We start from the raw sequence: 21,426 nt of genomic DNA, 5'->3' as shown, positions 1-21,426 counted from the left end.
GGTGAAGAGTCCATTCGGCCAGTTCACGGTCGACACGACGTCGCCTGCCATCCGTCAGCTCGCGTCGGTGCTCGGCCTGCTGATAGCGCTCGGGGCCATCCTCCTCGTTCCCGGGGCCCTGATCACGGAGCCCGTTCCGGCGTGGACGGGGGTGGTGATCGTCGTCGCCCTCGCGGGAGCTGCCTTCCTGGTTCCGTGGGACACAGCTCCGCCGTGCACGCGGCTGATCCTCCCCATGGCTTCCATGCTCGCCCTTGGCCTCTTCCGCGTGGGAACCGGTGGGGCGCTGTCGATGTTCACGTCCCTCGTCCTCCTGCCGCTGATCTTCATCGCGACCGAGCCCGGGCGTCGGGCGATCTGGTGTGCCATCGGCACGCTGCTGGTGACGCTCGCGCTTCCCTACCTCATGGGGACGGCGCCGTGGAATGATCCGCAGATCCTGCGGATCGTCTTCACGCCGCTGGTGTTCGCGGTCATCGCGAGCGTCATCAACGAGATGTCCCACCGTGCCAGGGTGCAGGTGGAAAGCGCCAGGCTCTATGCCGAGGAGCGCGAGCGACGCCTGCTGGAGGTGCAGGCGAGCGAGAAGGCGCGAGAGGTGGCCACCCGTGAGCTGCGCGCCTCGGAGGCCTTCAACCTCAGCGTCTGGAACGCGGCGGTCCACGAGATCGCCATCGTGACGGAGCTCGACGGGACGATCGTGGCGTGGGGCCCCGGTGCACGCAATCTCCTTGGGCCGAGGTCGAGTGAGGTCGTCGGCCTGCGGAACATCACGGACTTCCTCTCGGAGGACTCCGCGTCCGCGATCCGCGGCGAGGGCGATGACGACGAGGACGGAAACCGTCTGCTGCGGCGTCTGGTCGAGACCGCAGGATGCAACGAGCAGGCCGGCACGCTGGTCGAGCTCGTGCGCGCCGAGGACGAACCCATGCCGGCGCTCATGACGTGTGCTCCTCGCAAGACGCCAGATGGTGAGACGGTCGGCCACATCTTCATCGCCTACGACATGACGCCGGTCAACGAGGCGTCTCGGCTCAAGGACGAGTTCGTGGGCACCATCTCGCACGAGCTGCGCACGCCGCTGAGCTCGATCCTCGGCTACCTCGAGCTCGCACGTGATGAGGAGAGCGGCCCGCTGAACGACGAGCAGCGCCACTATCTGGACGTCGCGGAGCGCAATGCGCAGCGCCTGCTGTCGCTGGTCGGCGACCTGCTCTTCGTCGCGCAGGTCGATGCGGGGAAGGTGCCGATGGAGTTCTCGCCGGTCCGTCTGGGGGAGGTCGTGCGGCTTTCCCTGGAGACGGCCCTGCCGACTGCTGCGCAGGCGTCGGTCGAGTTGGTCGGCGAGGCCGGCGGCGAGGACGTCGTCCTCTCCGGGGACGCGATGCGGCTCGGGCAGGCGATCGACAACCTGATCTCGAACGCCGTCAAGTTCACTCCGGAGGGCGGCGTCGTCCGTGTCGGGGTGCGGCGTGACGGCAACGAGGTCGTGGTCTACGTCTCGGACACCGGCATGGGCATTCCCGAGGAGGAGATGCACCGCCTCTTCACGAAGTTCTTCCGCGCGACGACGGCCACGAAGCAGGCGGTCCCCGGTGTGGGTCTCGGCCTGAACATCACGCTCGCGATCGTGAAGGCGCACCGTGGGCGCCTCGAGGCGTCCAGCACGGTCGGCAGCGGCACGACCTTCGAGATGCATCTGCCGCTCTCCGCGCGCTGAGGGCGGTCCCGCGCAGGGCGGTCTCGGACGGTGGGGCGGGCTCGTCCGGTCGGAGGGTCATTCCCATCCGGGGAACGGGTCGTCGTAGTCGCGCCAGGCACTGGGGCCCGCGATGAGCTCCTCGTCGGTGAGGGCGCACTCGTGGAGCAGGCTGGCGATGGCGTCGGTGCGGAGCTGGCGCCCGAAGACGGCGATCGAGGTGCCGAGGGGCGCTTCGGGGTCAGCGCTCGTGACGCCCGATGCCCCGAGCTGGATGTTGCCTCCCGTGCTCGACCAGTCGCCGACGTGATCTGTCCTGTTGGCGAGGCGGAAGTGGCCGCGTGATCTGGTGATGAGCCCGACCTGCTCGGGGGTGAGGTTCGCGAGACCGGCGGCGAGGCGCTCCGGGTGGAACGGTCGTGGCTCGGTGAAGACGGTGCAGTCGATGTGGCCGCGGGCTGGCGGGAAGTGCATGCGGTCGTCGAGGCGCAGCATCCATCCGGCGGTCGAGGCGAGCTGGTGTGCGAGCCCTGGTCGGATCGGTCTGAGGTGCCTGCCGAGATCCGAGGCCGCGGCCGGGGTGGTGATGACCGCCGTCGGGTTGAGCTGCTGGATGAGCGTGCAGGTCTCGCTGATGAGGCCTGAGGGGTGTGCGTCGGCTCCGGTGAGCACGACGATGGTGGCGAACTCGAGCTGCTCGGCGAGCGTGGCGGAGGTGTTGGCATCCTCGGGTAGCGGCGTGCCTTCTTGGAAGAGGAGGCGTCGGATGTCGCCGATGCTCGCGACGGTGATGAACTCTCTGGCCCCGACGGTGACGTCGGCGGTGTCCGGCGCGGAGGGGTGGCTGCGTGCCTCGGCGATGACGTGGTCTATGGCCAGGCCGACGCTCTGCGTCTCGGCGTCCGAGGAGAGCTCGACGATGATGTTGCCCCTGCGTCCGTCCGCGGCTTGCCGGAGGAGGTCGTCGGCGATGTCGACGCCGAGTTCCAGGGCGTTCGTCTGCTCGTCGCCGAACTCCGTGACGGGTGTCGGTCCGCTCGGTTCTCCGCACATGAGCGCGGTGACGAGCTGTCGGCCCGAGGTCTCGAGCCCGCTGACGAGTGTCAGGCCGAGCGAGCTGGTGACGGTCTGGGCGCTTGGTCGATCGGAGGTCATGGGGCTAGTCTAATGAGAAACATTCTCAAGAAGGAAGGTCCTCGTGAAAGTTCGCAACTCGCTCAAGGCGCTCAAGAAGGTCCCTGGTGCGCAGATCGTGCGTCGTCGCGGCCGCGTCTTCGTCATCAACAAGAAGAACCCGCGCATGAAAGCCCGGCAGGGCTGAGCCCGTTCCCATGATCGTTTCGCTTCGTTTAGTCGCGCGATCAGGGAGATCGGCCACGGTCGGCCCGGGCGGCTCCGAGAACTGCCAGAATGTCGGAGGGCGCGCTTCGGCGGGCTCGACGACATCGGCAACGGCGCGCAGGAGCGCGTCGATTGCGCACCTCTGAGGGGATTCTCCATGACTGTGCTCATCACCGGCGGTGCCGGCTACATCGGCGCTCACGTGCTCGCGGCCCTCGAGGCTCGCGGAGACAAGGTGGTTGTCATCGACGACCTCACGACGGGAACGGCGGAGAAGGTCGGTGCCACGCCGCACTTCGACTTCGACATCTCGACGACGGGTGCGGCGGACGCGCTGGCCGACATCATGCAGGCGCTCGAGGTGACGAGCGTCGTGCACTTCGCCGCGAAGAAGCAGGTGGGGGAGTCGGTCGCGAGGCCCGCGTGGTACTACCAGCAGAACATGGGTGGCCTCGCGAACGTGCTCGAGGCGATGCAGCGGGCCAACGTGAAGAGCCTCGTGTTCTCGTCATCGGCGGCGGTGTACGGACTCGGCACGGGCTCGGACGAGCCGATCCGCGAGTCTGACGTGAAGAACCCCATCAACCCGTACGGACAGACGAAGCTCGCCGGCGAGTGGCTCGTGCAGGCCGCGGCGAAGGCGGCGGGCATCAGTGCCGTCTCGCTGCGCTACTTCAACGTGGCCGGTGCTGGCAGCGATGAGCTGGCCGACCGCTTCGCCCTGAACCTCGTGCCGATGATCTTCGAGAAGCTCGCGGAGGACAAGGCGCCGCTGGTGTTCGGCGACGACTACCCGACTCCGGATGGCACGTGCGTGCGCGACTACGTGCACGTCGTCGACCTGGCGGACGCGCACCTGGCGGTGCTCGACGCCATCGCGTCGGGGACGCCGGTGTCTGCCGAGTACAACGTTGGTCGCGGTGAGGGTTACTCGGTGTTCGAGGTGGTGGATGCGGTGCGCCGCGCGAGCGGCCTGTCGTTCGAGCCCGAGGTGGCTCCGCGTCGGCCCGGCGATCCTGCGCTGCTGGTGGCCGATGCATCCCGGATCACGAACGAGCTCGGCTGGACCGCGCAGTACACGCTCGACGACATGGTGACGTCCGCCTGGGCGGGTTTCGTGCACAACGGGGCCCCGCTCAAGGCGTAGCGGGGCTCCCGCTCGTCCGCAGCTTGGGGAAGACGAATGCGGCGTCACCTGCTGGCCACCGTCGCAGCCAGCAGAACAGGCAGCTGAGGCCGATCGCGACGACCGTGTTGATGATCAGCATCCAGGTGGGGTCGAGCAGGCCCCAGTCGCCGACCCACGAGGTGATCATGATCTGCGCGGGGTAGTGGACCACGTAGAAGACCACCGAGTTCCGGCCGATGTACTGCAGCCAGCGGGCGCTGTCGCCGTCGCGGCCGCGCGTCGCGCCGGTGAGGCGCCGCGTGATCATGATGATGGCGGCGACGCCGGCGAGCACGACGGGGATCCACACGAGCTCGTAGCGGTCGATGAGGCGCGTTGCGGCGGTGAGGGATCCGTCACTTGGCGCGGTCGAGCTGGTGTCGGAGACCAGGCGGAGTGCTTGGTCGAGGCCGAAGTAGGTGCCGTGGGTCTGGCCGATGAGCAGGGCCCCGAAGCCGACGGCGGTCAGCGTGCAGGCGATGATCACCGGCCACCGCTCGAAGCGCGCGAGCTGGCCGCGGTACTGCGCGATGAGGTGGCCGGCGAAGAAGAAACCACCGTAGTAGGCCAGGTCTCCGAGCGGGACGAGGGGGACGATTCCGCGGGTGGAGAGGATCGCGCTGAGCGCCCAGAGTCCGAGCGGGACGACCGCGAACCAGGGGCCGCGGATGCGCGTGAGCAGGGGAGCGACCAGGTAGTAGATCGCCAGGTAGAAGATGAACCACAGCCAGCTGAGAGCTATCCAGCTGCTGGGCTGCGTCCAGCCGTCCTGCATGGTGACGAGCCAGTAGACCGTGCCCCAGACGAGGTAGGGCCAGAGCAGCGTGCGCAGCTTGCCCGCGAAGTACGCGGGGCCGGTCTTCGCGAGGGAGCGGCCGAGCAGCATGCCGGAGAGCAGCAGCAGCGTGCTCATGCGGTAGGGGGCGAAGAACGTGTTGAGGTCGCTGATGAGGCTCGTCGGCGCGACGTCGATGAGGAAGATGGGGATCGCGCTGGCGTGGAAGGTGACGACCAGCAGGATCGCGGCACCGCGCACGAGGTCCATCCAGTGCTCGCGGCCCGAGGCGGGCGGGGTCGCCTGGCGCGATGGGCCTCGAGGCGACGGCCGCTCGGTGGGTGCGAGTGCGTGGGCTGGTGTGGTCATCGGGCTTTCAGACGGGGCGCGGGCGGGGGTCACCGTGCACGTGCCGGGCTCAGCTGCTCTCGTCTCGGGAAGACGAAGAGCGCATCCACGACGCGGCTGCGGCGGCGGAGTGCGACAGCGGCGAACGCTACGGCAAGTGCGGCCAGGATGCACGCGGTCATCATCATGGGCTGTGCGGTGACGCCCCAGGAATCGAGCAGCTTCACGACCACGATCTGCAGCGGGTAGTGGACGAGGTAGAAGACGATCGAGTTGCGGCCGACATACTGCAGCGCGCGGGACAGCGCGGACTGGCGCGCGCCGTCGAGCGCTCCGCGGACGCGTCTCGCGAGCAGCATGGTGCCCGCGATCCCGGCGAGCACGACGGGAACCCAGATCAGGTCGAAGCGCTCGATGGCGCCCTTGTCGTCGGTTGCCGGTGTCTCCGCGCCGCCGAGGGCCAGGCCGTGCTCCTGGAGCACGAGGAGCACCGCGAAGATCGAGCTGCCGGCGAGGAGCGCGAGCATCGTCGGCGTCGTGTCGAAGCGGCGCAGCCGGTGCCGGTTCTCGGCGACGAGGTAGCCGGCGAAGAAGAAGCCGCCGTAGTAGGCGAGGTCGAAGAGGGTGCCGTCCGGCGCGGCGATGCTCAGCAGCCAGAGGGTCACCGGCACGGAGGCAAACCAGGGGCTCGGGATCCGGGTGAGCAGCGGCGCGGCGAGGTAGGCGAGGAACAGGCAGAGGATGAACCAGAGCCAGCTGCGGGTGATCCAGCCGTCCGGGCGCATCCACTCGGTCGCGTTCTCGGTGGCGATCCAGAAGATGACGAGCCACACCACGTAGGGCCAGGCGAGGGTGCGGAGCTTGCCGGCGTAGTAGCGACCACGCGGTTTGGCGAGGGCGAGGGGGAGGAGAAGTCCAGACAGCAGCATGAGCGAGGTCATGCGGAAGGGCGCGAAGTACAGGGTGAGGTCGTCGATGACCGTGCCCGGGGTGACGTCTGCGATGTGCATGGGCACGTCGATGGCGTGGTTGGCGATGACGAGCAGGATGGCAGCGCCGCGGATGATGTCGATCCACCGTTCGCGGTGGCGGGGGAGGGTCGCCGCGGGCTGTCTCGCCGCGTCGTGTGCTGCCATGAATTCCCCGTCTCGCCGTGTCTCGACGCTACACTTCCCGGTTTTCTGGGCCGGAACATGGCGAATCGAGACAAAGTTCGGACCAATTCCGGGGCTAAATCCCGGGGATTTGAGCGTGTCGGGGCAATCGAAAGTTCCCAGGGGAGTATCAGCTTGGCCGCTGGGCCGGTACGATCACATGGAAATGAAAACACGCAACCAGAGTGCGCGTCGTTGGCCCCAGCTGACACTGCTCGTGGTCGTGGCTCTCGCTGCGGTCGCGTTGGTGGCTTTGGCGTTCATGCCACGTGAGGCCCCCGCGGGGGCTGGCGCAGAACCTATTCTTACGATCTCCAGCTCAGAAGACGCCGGTTCGGTGACGAGCTCCGCTGGTGGTCCATCCGCTTCGGCGCCATCCGCGACCCCTGCGGGCACCGGCCTGACCGTCGCGTTCATCGGCGATTCCTACACCGAGGGTGTCGGCGCGAGCGACCCGTCGCTGCGCTGGACGACCCTGCTGGCTTCAGCCAACGGCTGGGAAGAGCTGAACCTCGGCGTGAGCGGCGCGAGCTACGGCCAGGGCCTCGAGGAGTGGAACTCCTACGCGCTCCAGGTCGAAGAGGCGATCGCGGCCGAGCCGGACGTGGTCATCGTCTCCGGCGGTCTGAACATGTCGGAGCTCGACCAGGAGCTCGGCGTCGAGTCGGTCTTCACCGATCTCCGTGCCGGTCTGCCGGATGCCCGCATCCTCGCGGTCTCGCCGTTCTGGGTCAGCACGGCGTACCCCGCCCAGCTGGCGCTCACGAGCGAGCTCATCGAGGCTGACGTCACTTCCGTCGGCGGCCAGTACCTGGATGTCGGTCACCTCTTCGAGGACGAGTTCCAGTACTTCGAGCTCGACGGCCTGCACCCGGACGACGCCGGCCACCAGCTCATCGCGAACGCGGTCGACGCCGGCCTTCCGGTGGAGATCGGCGGCTGATCGTCGCTCGGCACCGAAGTGTGGTCACTCTGCGACTGATTGATCACATTTCACGAATTTACAGCCCAATAACATCACACCAGTAGTATGAGGCCGGGCTCGCCCCAGCTTGCCTGAGATACCCCCTGCGCTCCGAACCGCGAGCCACCCGTTTCGTGCCAGCCGCGAAAGCGGCAGCGGCACGAGCGCAAGAGACACACGGACGGACCTTTATGGAACTGCGCGACTACCTGCGAATCCTGCACAAAAACTGGATCATCATCTTGATCTGCACGCTTGCGGGGGTCGCTGGCGGTGCCGGCGTCTCGCTGCTGCAGACACCGAAGTACTCCTCGACGGCGGAACTCTACGTCTCGGTGCGCTCCTCTGACGGTGCTGTTGTCCAGGAGCTGAACCAGGGAACCTCGTTCGCCCGGCAGGCAGTGCAGTCGTACACGACAGTCGTCAACAAGGAGATCGTGACCTCACGGGTCATCGCGGAGCTCGGCCTCAACATGACGCCGGCGGAACTCGCCTCCAAGATCACGGCGACCAACGAGCTCAACACGGTTGTCATCGAGATCGCGGTCACTGACGAGGACCCGGTCCAGGCCGCGTCCATCGCGAACTCCGTGGCCACGAACTTCATCGATGTGATCGTCAACGAGCTGGAGAAGCCGGATGGCGCGTCGCCCAGCCTCGTGAAGATCGAACCTGTGCAGTCGGCTCAGCCCTCGGGAACCGCCGTCAGCCCTCGAGTGCCCATGAACGTCGGATTCGGCGCACTGATCGGGCTCCTGGTCGGTCTGGGAATCGCCTTCCTCCGCCAGTTCGTCGACACGAAGGTCCGGAGCACTCACGACATCGCGCAGATCACTGACCGTCCGATCATCGGCACGATCACGTTCGACCCGGATGCCGGCAAGCGGCCGCTCATCGTGCACGAGGAGCCGAAGAGCCCGAAGGCCGAGTCCTACCGTGCTCTGCGCACGAACCTGCGCTTCATGGACATCGAGAACACTCGCCACAGCTTCGTCGTGACGAGCTCCCTCCCCTCGGAGGGCAAGAGCACCACGTCCGCGAACATCGCGATCGCGCTCGCCGAGCAGGGCGCCAAGGTCGTCCTGGTCGATGGCGACCTCCGCAAGCCGAAGGTCGCGACCACCATGGGCGTCGACGGATCGGTTGGTCTGACCGACCTCCTGAGCGGCCGCGCAGAGCCCAAGGACGTCCTGCAGCGCTGGGGCCGTGGTCGCCTCTACGTGCTCCCCGCCGGACGCATCCCCCCGAACCCGAGCGAGCTGCTCGGTTCGCACACCATGCAGCAGGTCCACGACCAGCTGCTCGCCGAGCACGACTACGTCATCATCGATGCGCCCCCGCTGCTCCTCGTCACCGATGGTGCGGTGCTGAGCGAGCTCGCCCATGGCACGCTCCTCGTCGTCGCGAGCGGGCAGACCCCACGTTCGGCGCTCGCTGGCGCGGTCGCCCAGCTCGAGGGCATCGGCTCCGAGGTCTCGGGAATCGTCGTCACGAAGGTTCCGACCAAGGGCCCTGACTCCTACGCCTACGGCTCGTACGGCGCCTACGGTGCGTACTACGGGACGGATGAGGCCGGCAACCCGACGACCGAGTACCGCAAGATCGGCACGGGGCAGATGCCGATCATCAGCGCGAAGTCCAGGCGCAACAACTAGTCCTCGAATGCGTTGCCCAGTGCGCGGACACCTCCGAGCACTGGGCAACGCGCACGTTCCTCAAGAAATCATCCCCCAGCCCGGTCTTCAGTCAGTCGGGTGAGATTCATGGAGAAGAAGCAGATGCGAGTTTCCGTTATCGGATGCGGGTACCTGGGAGCCGTCCACGCCTCGGCGATGGCCGAGCTCGGTCACGAGGTCATCGGCATCGACGTCGACGAGCGGAAGATCGAGGCCCTGGCCGCCGGTCAGCCACCCTTCTTCGAGCCCGGTCTCCCTGAGATCCTGACGTCGGCCACGGCGAGCGGGAACCTCGAGTTCAGCACTGATATCGCAGCGGCGGCCTCAGCCACGGTGCACTTCATCGCGGTGGGCACCCCGCAGGCCAAGGACAGCGCTTCAGCTGACCTCACCTATGTGGATGCGGCGCTCTACGGGCTCCTCCCGCACCTCAAGGCCGGGGACCTCATCGTCGGCAAGTCCACGGTCCCCGTCGGGACTGCGGAGCGTCTCGCCGCCATCGTCGCAGAGCACGGAAGCGGCGCCACGCTCGCCTGGAACCCGGAGTTCCTCCGTGAGGGCTTCGCCGTCAAGGACACGCTCGAGCCCGACCGCCTCGTCTACGGCGTCGCTGACCAGACCGCGGCCGACGTCCTCGACGAGGTCTACGCGCAGGCCCTGTCCACCGGCACACCTCGCATCATCACCGACTACGCGACGGCAGAGCTCGTCAAGGTCGCGGCGAACGCGTTCCTCGCCACGAAGATCAGCTTCATCAACGCCATGGCGGAGATCTCCGAGGTCGTCGGTGCCGATGTCAAGGAGCTCGCAGATGCGATCGGACACGACGTGCGCATCGGTCGCAAGTTCTTGAACGCGGGTGTCGGGTTCGGCGGCGGCTGCCTCCCGAAGGACATCCGTGCGTTCACGGCTCGCGCCGAAGAGCTCGGACGTGGCGAGTCGGTCGCCTTCTTGAAGCAGGTGGATGCGATCAACCTGCGGCGTCGCCAGCGGGTCATCGATCTGGCTGTGGACGCGCTGGACGGATCCGTGAACGGCAAGAAGATCGCCGTGCTCGGCGTGACCTTCAAGCCGGAGTCCGATGACGTGCGTGATTCGCCTGCCCTCGACGTCGCCGTGCAGCTCAAGGGGCTCGGCGCGAACGTCGTCGCGACGGACCCGCAGGGCATCGAGAACGCCCGTCGGCGCCACCCGCAGCTTCAGTACGTCGAGTCGACCGAGGAAGCCCTCCGCGACGCCGAGGTGATCGTGCTGGTGACCGAGTGGGCCGAGTACCGTGCGCTCGACCCGGCCGCGGCAGCTCAGCTCGTCGCGAACCGCGCGATCATCGACGGCAGGAACGTGCTCGACCCGGCTGCATGGCGTGAGGCGGGTTGGAACTTCGTCGGCATGGGACGACGCTAGCGGCGCGTGCTCGGAGATGCAGGTGCGCGGGGAAAGGCTCGAGCATCGAACGGGATCGTCAGACTCCGTTCGTTGACTCGAAACATAACCCGGTTAGGCTTGGAACGGCGCGAAGGGGGCATCCCCAGTTGACTCGGCAAGTCTCGGCGATTTTCGGGGAACACTGACCCGCCAGTCAAAAGCGAGTCTCGCAGGTGTGCGCGTCACGTCCGACTTCGCCTTGATCAGCAAGGAGTGCCGAGCATGACAGAACCGTCCAAGCATGCGTTGAGTAGGCGAGGCCTCCTTCGAGCGGCCATCATCGGCGGCGCTGTTTCTACGGTCGGATTGTTCGCGGCGCAGAACCCCGCACATGCCGCGACCGCGTCGTTGGCGAAAATACGCACGCTCAGTTCGACCTGGTCGCCCGCAAACCGGGCTTTGTACACGGAGACATCAGCGATCGCTGCCTACTACGAGCGCTCCCTGGCAGCGGTGACCAACGCGATGGTCGGCGATGGACCGATGGCGGCGGGAGCCGGTCGACACGTGGCACCAAGAGGGTGGTTCACGGGCAAGTACTGGCGAGCAGCAGCGTCAACATGGTGGAACGCGCGCACTCAGGAGCACATCTCCACGCTCGCCTACTTCCTTGCGAGCGACGAACCGTGGAATGTGGAATACCGGGGCAACCGTGAGCTGAGGCTTCGACTCCTCGCTGCGATAGAAACCTACGCAGCAACACAGCTCGCGGATGGCTTCTTCCCTGAGGATTCAGGCGCACAGAGCGATGCCGCCGTTCCGAACCCGACGGTTGTGTCTAGTCTTGCTGCCACTGCATTCGGGGTGCAGGCCATGGCTTCCACCTTCGGTCTTCTCACGAAAGATCGCGCGACTGCCCCCGCAGCAGACCATGGTGCAATTGACGCCGCGCTCTCATCGCTGCGAAGCATGATCGGCGAAGCCGTGGCGACTGGTCTCGACCCCAACTCGCAGCTCTGGGGCCGCGCTGAGATCGACGTTGCCAATCAGCCAATCGGCATGATCGCCGCGGCAGTGCTCGCGGCCTTCGAGATACCAGACGATCGAACGGCGCTTTTGGCAAACGTGCCCGCTACGTTGGCCATCATTGCTGAGCGTGGGATCTCGACAAGCGGCCACACCGTGGAGCGAAAGGCCTACGACTACGGGTATACGGCGAACGTTGCAGTTCCGGACCTTGCAGTCATCGCTCGCCTAGCTCGCGAGATGGGGCGAGCAGACGTCGCCACGACGACGGAGGACATCGCCCAGCAGGTGACTAGGTTCGTTACACACACAGTGTTCTTCGAGCCGACGCCAGGACCGGATGGCTCCCCGAACTACGTGGAAGGCTTCCACTACGCCGGCCTTTCCGCCCGCAACACCGTGTTCACCTTCCAGCCCTACGACGCGATTCCCGGAGCCTGGAAGGCGCCCCTCGGAAAGTCGAACCAGACGCAGAGCTCGCTGACCCCGAGTCGCGACCTGCTCGCGGTGACTCCCGAGTTCGCCGCGCTGCACCCCTCTCAGGAAGCGGTGCAGGCCTGGTTCGACAACTGGGTGAGCGACCCCGCCATGTACCCGATCACGGACTGGGCGGCGAGGGTGCTCTCCGGGAGCCGCGAGCTGCTCAGCCCACGTCGCCTTCTCGGGACGGTGCAGACCGTCGCGCCCGCCCCGAGCGATGCTGAGCGTCGCGCCTCCGCCGCCGACTACCCGTACTTCACTGCCGCGTCGAGCAATACACTGCTGGCGGACACCGCACCGACAGCACCTGAAATCTTGCCCCGCTGGTATGGGTTCGTGCAGAGGAAGAACTTCCATCTGGGCTTCCAGTACGGATTGAACAGACTTGAGAACATGGCGTACGAGGGTGATACGAAAGCTCGCCCGCGCTACGGCCCGGGGATCCTCTGGACTCCGACCCGAGGCACGGTCGTCCTGTCCTCCAACGAGCCCGTCGCGAAGCTCTCGGGCTCCAAGGTGGTCAGGGACAACGAGGCCATCGACCGGAGCTGGGGCACCTACGCTGGCAAGACGGCGACCGGGTACGCCGAAGCCCTCACCCCGATGATCGCGACCTCGAGAAGCGCCTCAGGTGCGGTGATGGGCGCCGGGGAATCCACTGGGGCGTTCACCGTGACCGCCGTGAGCTCGGCGAAGTCGCCAGTCATGACGACGACCCTGCGGTTCAACGCCGGCCGGGTCTTCGGCAGCATGCAGGGCGAGCAGGACCGGTTTGTGCGACGCGTTCAGACACCCGGCAGAACCGGATACCACTGCATCCCCCTGCTCCTGGGCCCGGAGGACCATATCGAGTTCTCCGTACAGCCGTCTGCGGTGGTCGGTGCGGTGGTCGACAGCTCGGTGAGTGGACGCCCGCTTGTCGTGAACTCGCAGCTCAAGTCCACGCTCAGAGTCTCGACCGACCGGTTCACCATCGTCACGGGCGCGAACCGGGCGAATCGGCTCACCTTCATGTTCTCCGAGGGCACCAGGGCGTCGGCGTCCGAGCTCTCGTTCCTCGTGTACGAGAAGACGTACCTGTCGACCGCGAAGCGGCGCGTGGTCGTCAAGGTCCCTCACGGGGCCGACTTCACGGAGACGATCGTGTTCGGCGACTGAACTGCTCGTCAGCTCACACGCGAGTCACCAAGAGAGCGGGTATCGTTTCATCATCATTCGGTGGTCACGACGACGTGCTTCCTACTAGCTCTGGAGGTTCTTGTGCGTCGGCTCGTTCTCTGGCTGTCCGTTGGCGCGTTCGTCGTCGTCGCGGCGCTCGTAGCGGCGACGATCGTCTACGTGTTCCCGGCTTCGGACGAGGTCGAGCATGCCAACGCCGTCATCGTCCTCGGGCCAGCGACGCCCGACCGTGTCGCGCTCGGCCAGCAGCTCGTCGACGAAGGCCGCGCCGATCGCATGATCATCTCGGCGGGGAGGCCCGGCTGGGCCTACGACAAGGCCTCCATTCCCGAGTGCCGTGATCGCACAGCTGACTGCTTCATGCCGGTGCCCGCCACCACTGCGGGTGAGGCTCTGAAAATTGCGGAGATTGCTGAACGCGACAGTTGGACCTCGGTCGCTGTCGTTACTGCGACGCCACACGTCGCCCGCGCGCGAACCATCTTCGAGTCCTGCAGCGGGATCGCCGTAGACGTCGTCGCACCCCCAGCAGTACTTGAGCCTGCGGGGTGGCTCTACGAGTTCGCGTACCAAACAGGTGGCTATGCGAAATTTGCCATCGTCGGCTGCGCACAACCTGACGCGGCGTAGAAGCTCGTGACGGCGCCAGAAACTGGTGGGTCGAAATCGCCGCTCAAGACAGCACTCCTCCTTCTGTGCGGGGTGCTGCTTGTCGCTCTCTCCGGGGTGCTCGTCTTCTCGGTCAGCGACTGCACCCAGCCGAAGCCGCCCCCGACGTCCAGCGAGGCCCTTCCGCCGACGAGCGCCGTGGCGACCCAGGTGCCGGTCGTCGTGGGCCTCAGCGTGGACGAGGCGGCCGCGCGGCTCGCTGAGGCAGGCCTTGCGCCGATCTACATCTCGGAGCGTGACATCGACTGGGATCCGGAGGACCGGATCGTCGTGACTGCCTGGCCCCAGTCCGGTGAGATCACGGAGGATGGGACGGTCGCCCTCCGCGTGTCGGCACCGGTGCGATCACCGCAGGGCAGCGGCTCGGGGAGCGATGCCCAGGCGCTTCTCGAACGGCTCTGGCAGGTGCAGGACTTCGCAGACGGGTTCGATCGACCGCACGATGGCGGCGCCGCGAGCTGGTACGTGGGCGAGGTCAGCGGCTCAGTCAGTGACGGGCTCCAGGTCGAGCTCCGCGCAGACTCGGGCTCGGTGAGCGACACCGACCGGCGGCGCTTGGTCGCTGAGATCGGCACCCTGGTCAAGGGCACGTACCCCGATCTCGAGAAGGTCGTGCTGACCACCTCGGACGGAGTGCCGGTCGAGTGGTCAGCGGCGTCCGGCGGCTGACTTCTTCCCAGACCGCCCTCGCGCCAGCTTGTCGAGGCTCTCCTCGTAGCGCGCGCACACGCCTTCCCACGAGTATTCCGCTCGGCCGCGAGCGAACGCACGAGCGCTCAGGTCCTCCTGCAGAGCTGGGTCGCCCAGGAGGCGGAGGACACCGTCCGCGATGGCTGACGGTGTGGGCTCGACGAAGACCGCCGCGTCGTCGAGCACCTCTCGGTTGTAGACGGTGTTCCGCGCCACGGTCGGTGCGGCGCACGACATCGCCTGAACGAGCGCCGGGTTCGTGCCGCCAACGCTGTGTCCATGGAAATAGGCTCCAGCGTGCTGCCAGAGCGAGTGCAACCGGTCGTCATCGCTGACGTGGCCGAGCCAGTGCACCCTGGCGTTCGCGTCTGCGAGCTTCTGCGCCTTGTCGTCGAGCTCGCCACCGTAGCCGGTTGAGCCGACGATGACCACGTGGTGCGTCTTCGCGACGGTCTCCGCCGCTTCGAGGAACTCGCCCACCGTGTTCTCCGGCACGAATCTCGCGACCGCCAGGGCGTATCCGCGGTGGGTCAGGCCGGGCTCGATGGGGAGGTCCTCCGGCACATCGCCACCGTAGGGAATGAAGACACCGTCACGACGGAAGTCCCTGCGCCAACGATCGCCGATGGCGTGCGCGTCGAAGACGAGCTCGTCCGCCCACCACGCGGTCGCCTTGGCTCCTCCACGGAACATGGCCTTCGCCAGGCGCCCCCACTTGGCGCGATCCCACTCGATGCCGTCGACGTTGAGCAGCGTCGGGACCCCGCGTGCGCGGAGGAAGGGGAGCCAGAACCCATTGGCGACGTTCATCACGAGCGCGACGTCAGGGCGGCGCCTGGACGCGTCGAACATGGCCGTCGCGCCATACGACAGCGTGCTGAGGGACTTCGACTCGATGCCTCGAGTCACGGGAGTGTGCACGCGTGGGTCGCGCGTCGGGTCGCCCTCTTTCGTGGAGCCATCCCTGCCGTAGACAGTCACGTCCCAGCCCTGGTCGACGAGGTACGGAGCAAGGCGCCGAACGGCTGTCTCGAAGCCGCCGTAGTAGCTCGGGTAACCGCGAGTACCGATGATCGCGACTGATCGATTCATCAGGTCAGGCCTCTTTCGCGTTGAGGTGGGAAGGGGGTGAACGTCAGTCCTGCGACTCGCAGGGCTGAGGTCGACCGACCTCCAGCGCAGGTGGGGGATGCGCTAACGGGGGAAACGAGCGCGACGCGATGCGATAGCTCGATCACGCTACACTCTATGGCATCCCCGATGACGGTCCTGTTTCGTGCGAAGACTCTTGCTTCTGCGAGTCAGGACCGAGCTGTTTGCACGTGCCTGAACCTACCGAAAGGCCCAGCCGATCGTGACTCGCGTCCTCCTTACCCATCCTGGTGCGGAGCTGTACGGAAGTGATCGCATGGCCGTAGCCTCGGTGCGTGCGCTCGTCGAAGCCGGCGACCAGGTGGATGTGGTGCTGCCGTCTGACGGACCGCTCGTGCCGCTCCTCACGGAGGCGGGTGCCCGGGTGCTCGTTCTCCCTCTTCCCGTGCTGCGCAAGGCGATGCTGCGCCCCCTCAAGCTGCTGCAGCTCGCAGCCACGATGCCGCGCACGATCGTTCGGTCGATGAGAGTCCTGCGTCGCCTCGAAACCGACGTGGTCTACGTCAACACGATCACGCAGCCGTGGTGGCTCCTCGCGGCGGCCTTGGCGAAGAAGCCGAGGCTCGTGCACGTGCGCGAAGCGGAATCAGAGCAGCCGGCGATCGTCCGCAAGGTGCTGCTCGCTCCGCTGGCACTCGCGACCCGAGTGGTCTGCAACAGCAAGGCCACTGAGCGATACGTGCTCGACGATGCGTCCGGCGTCACGGGCAAGACCTCCGTCCTGTACAACGGCAAGGACTGGGCCCCGTACGAGGCTCCGGTGTTCGAAGGGTTCGCGGAGCCCGTTCGCCTGCTCCTGGTGGGGCGCATCAGCCCTCGCAAGGGCACCGACACCGCGATCGAGGCTGTTCACCTCCTCAGGCAGCGAGGCATCGACACGAAGCTGACGCTCATCGGTGACGTGTTCGACGGGTACGAGTGGTACCGGGACGAGCTCGGCGCGCAGATCGCGAAGCACGGTCTCGAGGATGCCGTCGTCTTCGCCGGCTTCGACCCGGAGCCAGCGGAGCGCTTCGGGGAAGCGGACCTGGTGCTCGTCCCATCGCGGCTCGAGCCCTTCGGAACCGTGGCGGCCGAAGGCATGGCCGCGGGTCGGTGCACGATCGTTGCTCGCACGCAGGGTCTGGTGGAGATCGTCGACTCGGCAGAGGTCGGGCTGACCTTCGAGGCCGAGAACGCTGGGGAGCTGGCCGAGGCCTGCGCGCAGCTCATCGCCGACCCGGATCGGGCTGTGGCCATGGCTGCCGCGGGACGCGCCCGAGTCCTCGAGCGGTTCTCGACTGAGCAGTACGCGGCAGGGACGCGTTCCATCGTCGCCGAACTCGAGAAGAGCGTCTGAGCGATATGAAGGTCTGCATCGTCTCCGTCCCACTCACCACGAGGAGCGGCGTCTACCGCTCCACCTACGACCTCGTGACCGCCGCGCGGGAAGCCGGCCTCGACTGGTCCGGGATCATCGCCATGAGGCCGAGCGCACTCGGCTCCCCGCCGCAGGGCGATCTCGGAGTGCACGAGACCACGATCGACGTGCACGGCATGAAGCTGATCCCGGCGATCAGGCGGCTTCTGCTGAGCCGTGCCGAGTTCCGCGAGGCCGATGTCGTCATCACGATGATCGGCCAGAGCGACATCGCGGTGAGCGGCCTGGGGAGCAACCGGCCGAGCACGTGGGTCTCGTTCGTCCGCGGACTGCCGTGGCCGGCGCACGGTGAGGCGAAGGCGCTGCGCCGAGTGCTCCAGCGAGTTCTCGTGACCCGTGCCATGCGGAAAGCCGACGAGGTCTGGGCGACGACGACGGTGCTCGCCGACGGAGTCCGCTCTGCGGTCGATCCGGTGATCGTGCCGGCTGGGGTCCCCTCGGTCGAGCGCATCGCTGACGGGTCACTGGGACGGGACGGGCACCTCGTGTTCGCCGGTCGCCTCGACCGCGACAAGCGCCCACTCTTCTTCGCTGAGATCGTGCGCCGGACGGGGGCGCTGGCCAAGGCGTTCGGCGCCGGCCCATTGCAGGGCGAGCTCGAGCAGTCACGGCCCGAGACGCTCGACATCTCCGGCTGGGTGGACCCGGCCGCCCTCTGGCAGGGAGCGACGGCCTTCCTCGGCACGTCGAGCCGTGAGGCGTTCGGCAGGAGCGCGGTCGAGGCCGCGCAGCACGGCGTCCCCGTGATCCTCTCGCGGGACTACGGTGCCGCACCGTTCCTCATCACGGACCCCGAGCTCGTGGATGCCTTCGTGCTGCCGAGCGAGCCCGTCGAGCTGTGGGTTGACGCGGTTGAACGACTCCTCGACGACGAGGCGCTGCGGCGACGGCTCTCGGACCACCTCGTGGAGAACGCCCGCGAGATCACCATCGAGCGGTCGGTTGCACGCGTCGACGCTCGCCTCCGGGAGTTGGCGGCCGGCTGAGAGCCTGCCCTCAGGCGGCTTGATCCGGAGCGGCGACTGCTGCGGCAACCCGCGCACGCATGTCCGCGGCTCGGGCGGCTCGGGCTCCGCGCAGCGCTCGGTACAGGCGCACGTGTGCGAGGCCGGTGGTTGCCCACGAGCGACGCTCGGAGAAGGCGGAGGCTGACGTGCGCCGTGCCGGGGCATCCCGGTAGGCGGCTTCCAGCACCTCGCCCGTGAGTGGTCCCTGGTAGAGCGTGAGGAGTTCCGACCCCACCTCTCGCTGGAGCGCGAGGTTGGAGGAGCTGACCGGCGCGAGCACGGGGCACCCGAAGCTCAGCGCGTAGATGAGGGCGCCCGAGTTGTACATCTGGAGGTACGGGAGCACCACGAGTCTGCTCTCGGCGAGCTGATCGAGAAGCTCGGGGTCTTCGACGAAGCGCGCATCGAACGCCGTGCCGGGATGCGCATCCGCGAGCTGCTGGATCGTGTGACGGTACTGCGCGTTCTTCGCGGCACCGAGGATGACCAGTCTCGACCCAGGCAGCCGCTGCTGGTCGTAGCTCTCGATGAGGGACTCGATGCCCTTGTAAGGGCGAACGAGGCCGAAGTGGAGGATCTGGTGCACCACGCGTTCCTGAGACGCCCAGCCCCCCTCCTTGTGCTGACGCAGAAGTGGGACGTAGTCCCCGTGGGGCACGGTGACCCCCAGCGAGAGGTCGTTGTCTTCTGAGCTGTTGAGGTAGATGCGCACGTCGACGGCCCGGATCAGGAGGTCGATCGCGAACGCTGTGGTCCGCCGCCCTGCTTCGTGGGGCTTGAGATTGTGCACCGTCCACACCAGCGTCTTGCGGGTGAGCCGGATGCGCAGGACCAGGGCGACCAGGAGGAAGGACTTCAGGAGCTCACGCACGGCGGAGGGGGCGACGACAAGAGCATCGGGCCAGTGCAGGTGGAAGATGTCCCAGCGGCCGATGAGCGCCGTCTTCCACGAGAAGAACTGCAGGTCGACGTCGTCGGCGAGCGCTTGTGCGAGAAATGCCGTGTACGGGTTCCCACCTCCGGGCGGCCGGTTGTAGGACATCAGCACTCTGGGCTTCGGGGGAACGCTCGACATGTTCAGTGCCCTCAGCTCGCCGTGGTCCACAGATCGGTGGGGAAGGCCGCCTCGAGGGGCGCGGGGTCCCAGGCGGCAAGCGGGTCCTCCGTCGAGGCCGTCCGGGCAGGAAGCAGCTGCAGAGCCTCGTCGAGGTTCGAGGCGATCGTCCAACTGCTCCTCCCCGTGCCGCGGAAGTAGTCCTCGTACTTGAAGACAGGCTCGACGGGAGAGGCGATGAGCACGACCGGCACGCCGAGCATCTCGGCGAAGACGAGTGCGTGGAGTGAGCTTGTGACGAGTGCCTCGCTGCCGGCGATGCGGGCTGCGATCTCGTCCACGGAGCGCCTGGGGCTGAAGAAGTCCGGGTGGCTGCGGTACTCCCGCGCGTCGTTGAGGTTCGGGATGACGCTCAAGCGCCGGGACGGGAGGAGCGGGTGCCGCGCGCGCAATCCGTCGCCCAGCAGCAGAGCCGGGTCGCCGTAGACCTCGGGGGCGTCGATTCCGCGCTCGCGGCGAAGCCATTCCCGGGTGAGCGGCCCCCGCACAGCGCGCACATCGAGTCGAGTGAAGCGGTGGGCTTGCTCGACCGTCTTGCCGTTGACGCCGGTTCCCCAGATCACGTCGTTGTCGACGGCGAAGTGCATGACGGATCCGACGGAGAAGAGCGTTCGCGTCGAGTCCACCGCCTGGTGGGGGCCCGAGCCGAGTCGGGACTCGGCGACCTGCGCGACGACCTGCGGGCCGATCAGATCACCGAAGTTGTTCTTCCGGGGCCCGAAGGTGCGACCTGCGAGTCGCAGACGACGGTACCGGTGGGGGTTCCACATGAATGCGGGCACACCGTGGACGTGCTTGAGCACAGGCTTCTCCTGGAATGTTCGTTGGGAGGGAGTCGTCAGCGCAAGCGCAGACCCTTGGCAGCGGGACGGATCGGCAGGGCAGCGACCGGCGGCGGCAGCTCGACGGGCTTCTTCGCGAGCTTCCCGCTGAAGTAGCCGAACGTGAAGAACCAGATGTGGAGGACGAAACCTCCCGCGAATCCCCATCCGGTCAATCCGACGACAACCATCGCCATGGTTAGCGTAAAGAGCGCCAAACCAGAATCTGAGTGCTGATTCTTCCTGTTGTAGTCGCGGAGGCCCTTAATGACCAGCGCAACCATCGGTCCGAAGAAGAGTAGTGCCCCTACGACGCCCTGTTCCGCGGTGATGTAGTAGAACACATTGTGCACGGGCCACCCGCGCGCGGTGAGCGCATCGAACTGGCCGAAGTAGGTGATGTAGTTTCCCGGCCCGATGCCGAGCATGAGATTTCTACCGATGTGCTCCTGCGCGACGGCAAGGAGGTGCTCTCGTTCTCCACCGAGTGGGTCCTGCTGGAAGCGGGCGAGGATGGCATCGAGAGAGAGCGCGCCAACGAGCGCGATCGCGCCACCGAACCAGATACGTCGCTTCATGACGCCCTTGCCGCGCTGGAGAATGATCCAGAGCCCGAGCATGCCGATCAGCGCGATGAAGTTCGTGCGACTCGCTGAGAGGCCGACCCCCAGCAGGCCGGCGAGCATCGCGAACGTCGCTGCGCGAGCGACCACCTTGTCGGTGGACGTGCTCAGCGGCAGCGCGATCGCAGTCAGGCAGATGACGATCTTCCCCAGGTTGCCGGGGTGCCCAGCCGTGCCCGCCGAGCGTCCGGATTCGAGGATGGATGCTTCGGAGACGGCGGCGAACCAGGAGAGGCCGAAGCTCTGGCCCAGCGCGATGAGCGCTTGGAAGCCGAGGATGGCGAGGATCGCGAAAGCAAGCCAACGTTCGAGTTGAGGAGCTGTCTCGGCCCGTCCGACGAACGTCCCGACAAACCAGGCGAGAATCGCGACGAGGATGAGCGTTAGAGCGTCTCCCGAGACGTGCGGATTCGTCCAGCCGGTGGTCACCATGAGGATCAGGTAGGCCACCAACGGGATGAAGACGACAGGAATCGGCAGCCGCGGCTTGGCGAAGATGGCGATGATGACGCAGATGAAGAGGCTCACTGTGGACAACGGCACCGGGTCGAACCCGAACAAGTACACCTGGCTGCGTGGGAAGAGCGCAAGGCCCACGAGCGCGACGAGCGCGACGGTGGTCGTGGCTCCCGCGACGCGAAGGCCAATCAGTGTCGCGACGACGATGAGGATCGGCAGGAGGACTTCGGTCATCGAACCAATTCCTTTCTCGGTGCGTCAGCGCTCTGCTGACTTTCGGGTTCCTTCATACTCAC

At 66.8% G+C, this 21,426-nt stretch carries 18 protein-coding genes; 11 read left to right on the top strand and 7 right to left on the bottom strand.

The window, feature by feature from the left end; all coding sequences use genetic code 11:
* The first annotated feature begins 1 nt into the window (after nucleotide 1).
* On the top strand, nucleotides 2-1,720 hold the full coding sequence (locus ITJ61_RS09035; RefSeq protein ID WP_194686000.1) for a sensor histidine kinase: 1,719 nt from the start codon (nucleotides 2-4) through the stop codon (nucleotides 1,718-1,720).
* A 57-nt stretch (nucleotides 1,721-1,777) separates the two neighbouring features.
* Here the strand turns inward: ITJ61_RS09035 and ITJ61_RS09030 are convergent, their stop codons facing one another.
* Nucleotides 1,778-2,854 carry a GTP-binding protein gene (locus ITJ61_RS09030; RefSeq protein ID WP_194685999.1) on the bottom strand — a complete coding sequence of 359 codons (1,077 nt, stop codon included), beginning with the start codon at nucleotides 2,852-2,854 and terminating at the stop codon, nucleotides 1,778-1,780.
* A 43-nt stretch (nucleotides 2,855-2,897) separates the two neighbouring features.
* Here ITJ61_RS09030 and ykgO point away from each other — a divergent pair, with 43 nt between their 5' ends.
* Both ykgO and galE read left to right on the top strand, forming a co-directional pair.
* A complete protein-coding gene (gene ykgO / locus ITJ61_RS09025) occupies nucleotides 2,898-3,020 on the top strand; it encodes a type B 50S ribosomal protein L36 (RefSeq protein WP_104240281.1) in 123 nt (40 codons plus the stop codon).
* 177 nt (nucleotides 3,021-3,197) lie between these two features.
* Nucleotides 3,198-4,187, top strand: coding sequence for a UDP-glucose 4-epimerase GalE (galE, locus tag ITJ61_RS09020; RefSeq protein ID WP_104305933.1), 990 nt, complete (start codon nucleotides 3,198-3,200; stop codon nucleotides 4,185-4,187).
* On the opposite strand, the gene ITJ61_RS09015 is transcribed toward galE, so the two are convergent.
* Nucleotides 4,177-5,352 carry an acyltransferase family protein gene (locus tag ITJ61_RS09015; protein WP_194685998.1) on the bottom strand — a complete coding sequence of 392 codons (1,176 nt, stop codon included), beginning with the start codon at nucleotides 5,350-5,352 and terminating at the stop codon, nucleotides 4,177-4,179. The genes galE and ITJ61_RS09015 overlap by 11 nt on opposite strands.
* Nucleotides 5,353-5,381: 29 nt before the next feature.
* Complete coding sequence (locus tag ITJ61_RS09010) at nucleotides 5,382-6,467, bottom strand: acyltransferase family protein (RefSeq protein ID WP_194685997.1); 1,086 nt, start codon at nucleotides 6,465-6,467, stop codon at nucleotides 5,382-5,384.
* A gap of 355 nt (nucleotides 6,468-6,822) precedes the next feature.
* Between ITJ61_RS09010 and ITJ61_RS09005 the strand changes: the two genes are divergently transcribed.
* From ITJ61_RS09005 to ITJ61_RS08980, 6 genes are all read left to right on the top strand, one after another.
* Nucleotides 6,823-7,428: an SGNH/GDSL hydrolase family protein gene (locus ITJ61_RS09005; protein ID WP_181057711.1), complete on the top strand. Its 606-nt coding sequence runs from the start codon at nucleotides 6,823-6,825 to the stop codon at nucleotides 7,426-7,428.
* A 212-nt stretch (nucleotides 7,429-7,640) separates the two neighbouring features.
* Nucleotides 7,641-9,104 carry a polysaccharide biosynthesis tyrosine autokinase gene (locus tag ITJ61_RS09000; protein WP_104240285.1) on the top strand — a complete coding sequence of 488 codons (1,464 nt, stop codon included), beginning with the start codon at nucleotides 7,641-7,643 and terminating at the stop codon, nucleotides 9,102-9,104.
* Between the two features lie 123 nt (nucleotides 9,105-9,227).
* On the top strand, nucleotides 9,228-10,529 hold the full coding sequence (locus ITJ61_RS08995) for a UDP-glucose dehydrogenase family protein (protein WP_104298280.1): 1,302 nt from the start codon (nucleotides 9,228-9,230) through the stop codon (nucleotides 10,527-10,529).
* Nucleotides 10,530-11,459: 930 nt separating this feature from the next.
* Entirely contained in the window at nucleotides 11,460-13,154 is a 1,695-nt protein-coding gene (locus ITJ61_RS08990) for a hypothetical protein (protein WP_146081919.1), read from the top strand.
* Nucleotides 13,155-13,214: 60 nt separating this feature from the next.
* Nucleotides 13,215-13,805 (top strand): YdcF family protein, encoded by a 591-nt coding sequence (locus ITJ61_RS08985; RefSeq protein WP_104240287.1) that lies wholly within the window; start codon nucleotides 13,215-13,217, stop codon nucleotides 13,803-13,805.
* A gap of 6 nt (nucleotides 13,806-13,811) precedes the next feature.
* The gene (locus ITJ61_RS08980; RefSeq protein ID WP_146081276.1) at nucleotides 13,812-14,513 is read left to right on the top strand and encodes a PASTA domain-containing protein; all 702 of its coding nucleotides are present in this window, start codon (nucleotides 13,812-13,814) and stop codon (nucleotides 14,511-14,513) included.
* Here ITJ61_RS08980 and ITJ61_RS08975 read toward each other — a convergent pair.
* Complete coding sequence (locus tag ITJ61_RS08975; RefSeq protein ID WP_104240289.1) at nucleotides 14,493-15,626, bottom strand: glycosyltransferase; 1,134 nt, start codon at nucleotides 15,624-15,626, stop codon at nucleotides 14,493-14,495. The two genes, ITJ61_RS08980 and ITJ61_RS08975, sit on opposite strands and share 21 nt — an antisense overlap.
* 316 nt (nucleotides 15,627-15,942) lie before the next feature.
* Between ITJ61_RS08975 and ITJ61_RS08970 the strand changes: the two genes are divergently transcribed.
* On the top strand, nucleotides 15,943-17,025 hold the full coding sequence (locus tag ITJ61_RS08970) for a glycosyltransferase family 4 protein (protein WP_104240290.1): 1,083 nt from the start codon (nucleotides 15,943-15,945) through the stop codon (nucleotides 17,023-17,025).
* 5 nt (nucleotides 17,026-17,030) lie between these two features.
* Entirely contained in the window at nucleotides 17,031-18,092 is a 1,062-nt protein-coding gene (locus ITJ61_RS08965) for a glycosyltransferase family 4 protein (RefSeq protein ID WP_104342450.1), read from the top strand.
* 10 nt (nucleotides 18,093-18,102) lie between these two features.
* Here the strand turns inward: ITJ61_RS08965 and ITJ61_RS08960 are convergent, their stop codons facing one another.
* From ITJ61_RS08960 to ITJ61_RS08950, 3 genes are read right to left on the bottom strand one after another with little or no spacing between them, the layout of a single operon-like run.
* Nucleotides 18,103-19,188, bottom strand: coding sequence for a hypothetical protein (locus ITJ61_RS08960; RefSeq protein ID WP_194685996.1), 1,086 nt, complete (start codon nucleotides 19,186-19,188; stop codon nucleotides 18,103-18,105).
* An 11-nt stretch (nucleotides 19,189-19,199) separates the two neighbouring features.
* Complete coding sequence (locus ITJ61_RS08955) at nucleotides 19,200-20,030, bottom strand: polysaccharide pyruvyl transferase family protein (RefSeq protein WP_181057713.1); 831 nt, start codon at nucleotides 20,028-20,030, stop codon at nucleotides 19,200-19,202.
* 35 nt (nucleotides 20,031-20,065) lie between these two features.
* Entirely contained in the window at nucleotides 20,066-21,364 is a 1,299-nt protein-coding gene (locus ITJ61_RS08950; RefSeq protein WP_194685995.1) for an O-antigen ligase family protein, read from the bottom strand.
* Nucleotides 21,365-21,426 lie beyond the last annotated feature (62 nt).

The sequence above is a fragment of the Pseudoclavibacter sp. VKM Ac-2888 genome (assembly GCF_015351285.1).
In the GTDB taxonomy this organism is placed as follows: Bacteria; Actinomycetota; Actinomycetes; order Actinomycetales; family Microbacteriaceae; genus Pseudoclavibacter.
This window is presented reverse-complemented; position numbering and strand designations above follow the sequence as displayed.

Coding starts and splice junctions, on each gene's coding strand:
- ITJ61_RS08965 (WP_104342450.1), top strand. CDS start 17,031: ATGAAGGTCTGCATCGTCTCCGTCCCACTCACCACGAGGAGCGGCGTC.
- ITJ61_RS08960 (WP_194685996.1), bottom strand. CDS start 19,188: ATGTCGAGCGTTCCCCCGAAGCCCAGAGTGCTGATGTCCTACAACCGG.
- ITJ61_RS09030 (WP_194685999.1), bottom strand. CDS start 2,854: ATGACCTCCGATCGACCAAGCGCCCAGACCGTCACCAGCTCGCTCGGC.
- ITJ61_RS09015 (WP_194685998.1), bottom strand. CDS start 5,352: ATGACCACACCAGCCCACGCACTCGCACCCACCGAGCGGCCGTCGCCT.
- ITJ61_RS08975 (WP_104240289.1), bottom strand. CDS start 15,626: ATGAATCGATCAGTCGCGATCATCGGTACTCGCGGTTACCCGAGCTAC.
- ITJ61_RS08990 (WP_146081919.1), top strand. CDS start 11,460: ATGATCGGCGAAGCCGTGGCGACTGGTCTCGACCCCAACTCGCAGCTC.
- galE (WP_104305933.1), top strand. CDS start 3,198: ATGACTGTGCTCATCACCGGCGGTGCCGGCTACATCGGCGCTCACGTG.
- ITJ61_RS08995 (WP_104298280.1), top strand. CDS start 9,228: ATGCGAGTTTCCGTTATCGGATGCGGGTACCTGGGAGCCGTCCACGCC.
- ITJ61_RS09010 (WP_194685997.1), bottom strand. CDS start 6,467: ATGGCAGCACACGACGCGGCGAGACAGCCCGCGGCGACCCTCCCCCGC.
- ITJ61_RS08950 (WP_194685995.1), bottom strand. CDS start 21,364: ATGACCGAAGTCCTCCTGCCGATCCTCATCGTCGTCGCGACACTGATT.
- ITJ61_RS09000 (WP_104240285.1), top strand. CDS start 7,641: ATGGAACTGCGCGACTACCTGCGAATCCTGCACAAAAACTGGATCATC.
- ITJ61_RS08970 (WP_104240290.1), top strand. CDS start 15,943: ATGGCCGTAGCCTCGGTGCGTGCGCTCGTCGAAGCCGGCGACCAGGTG.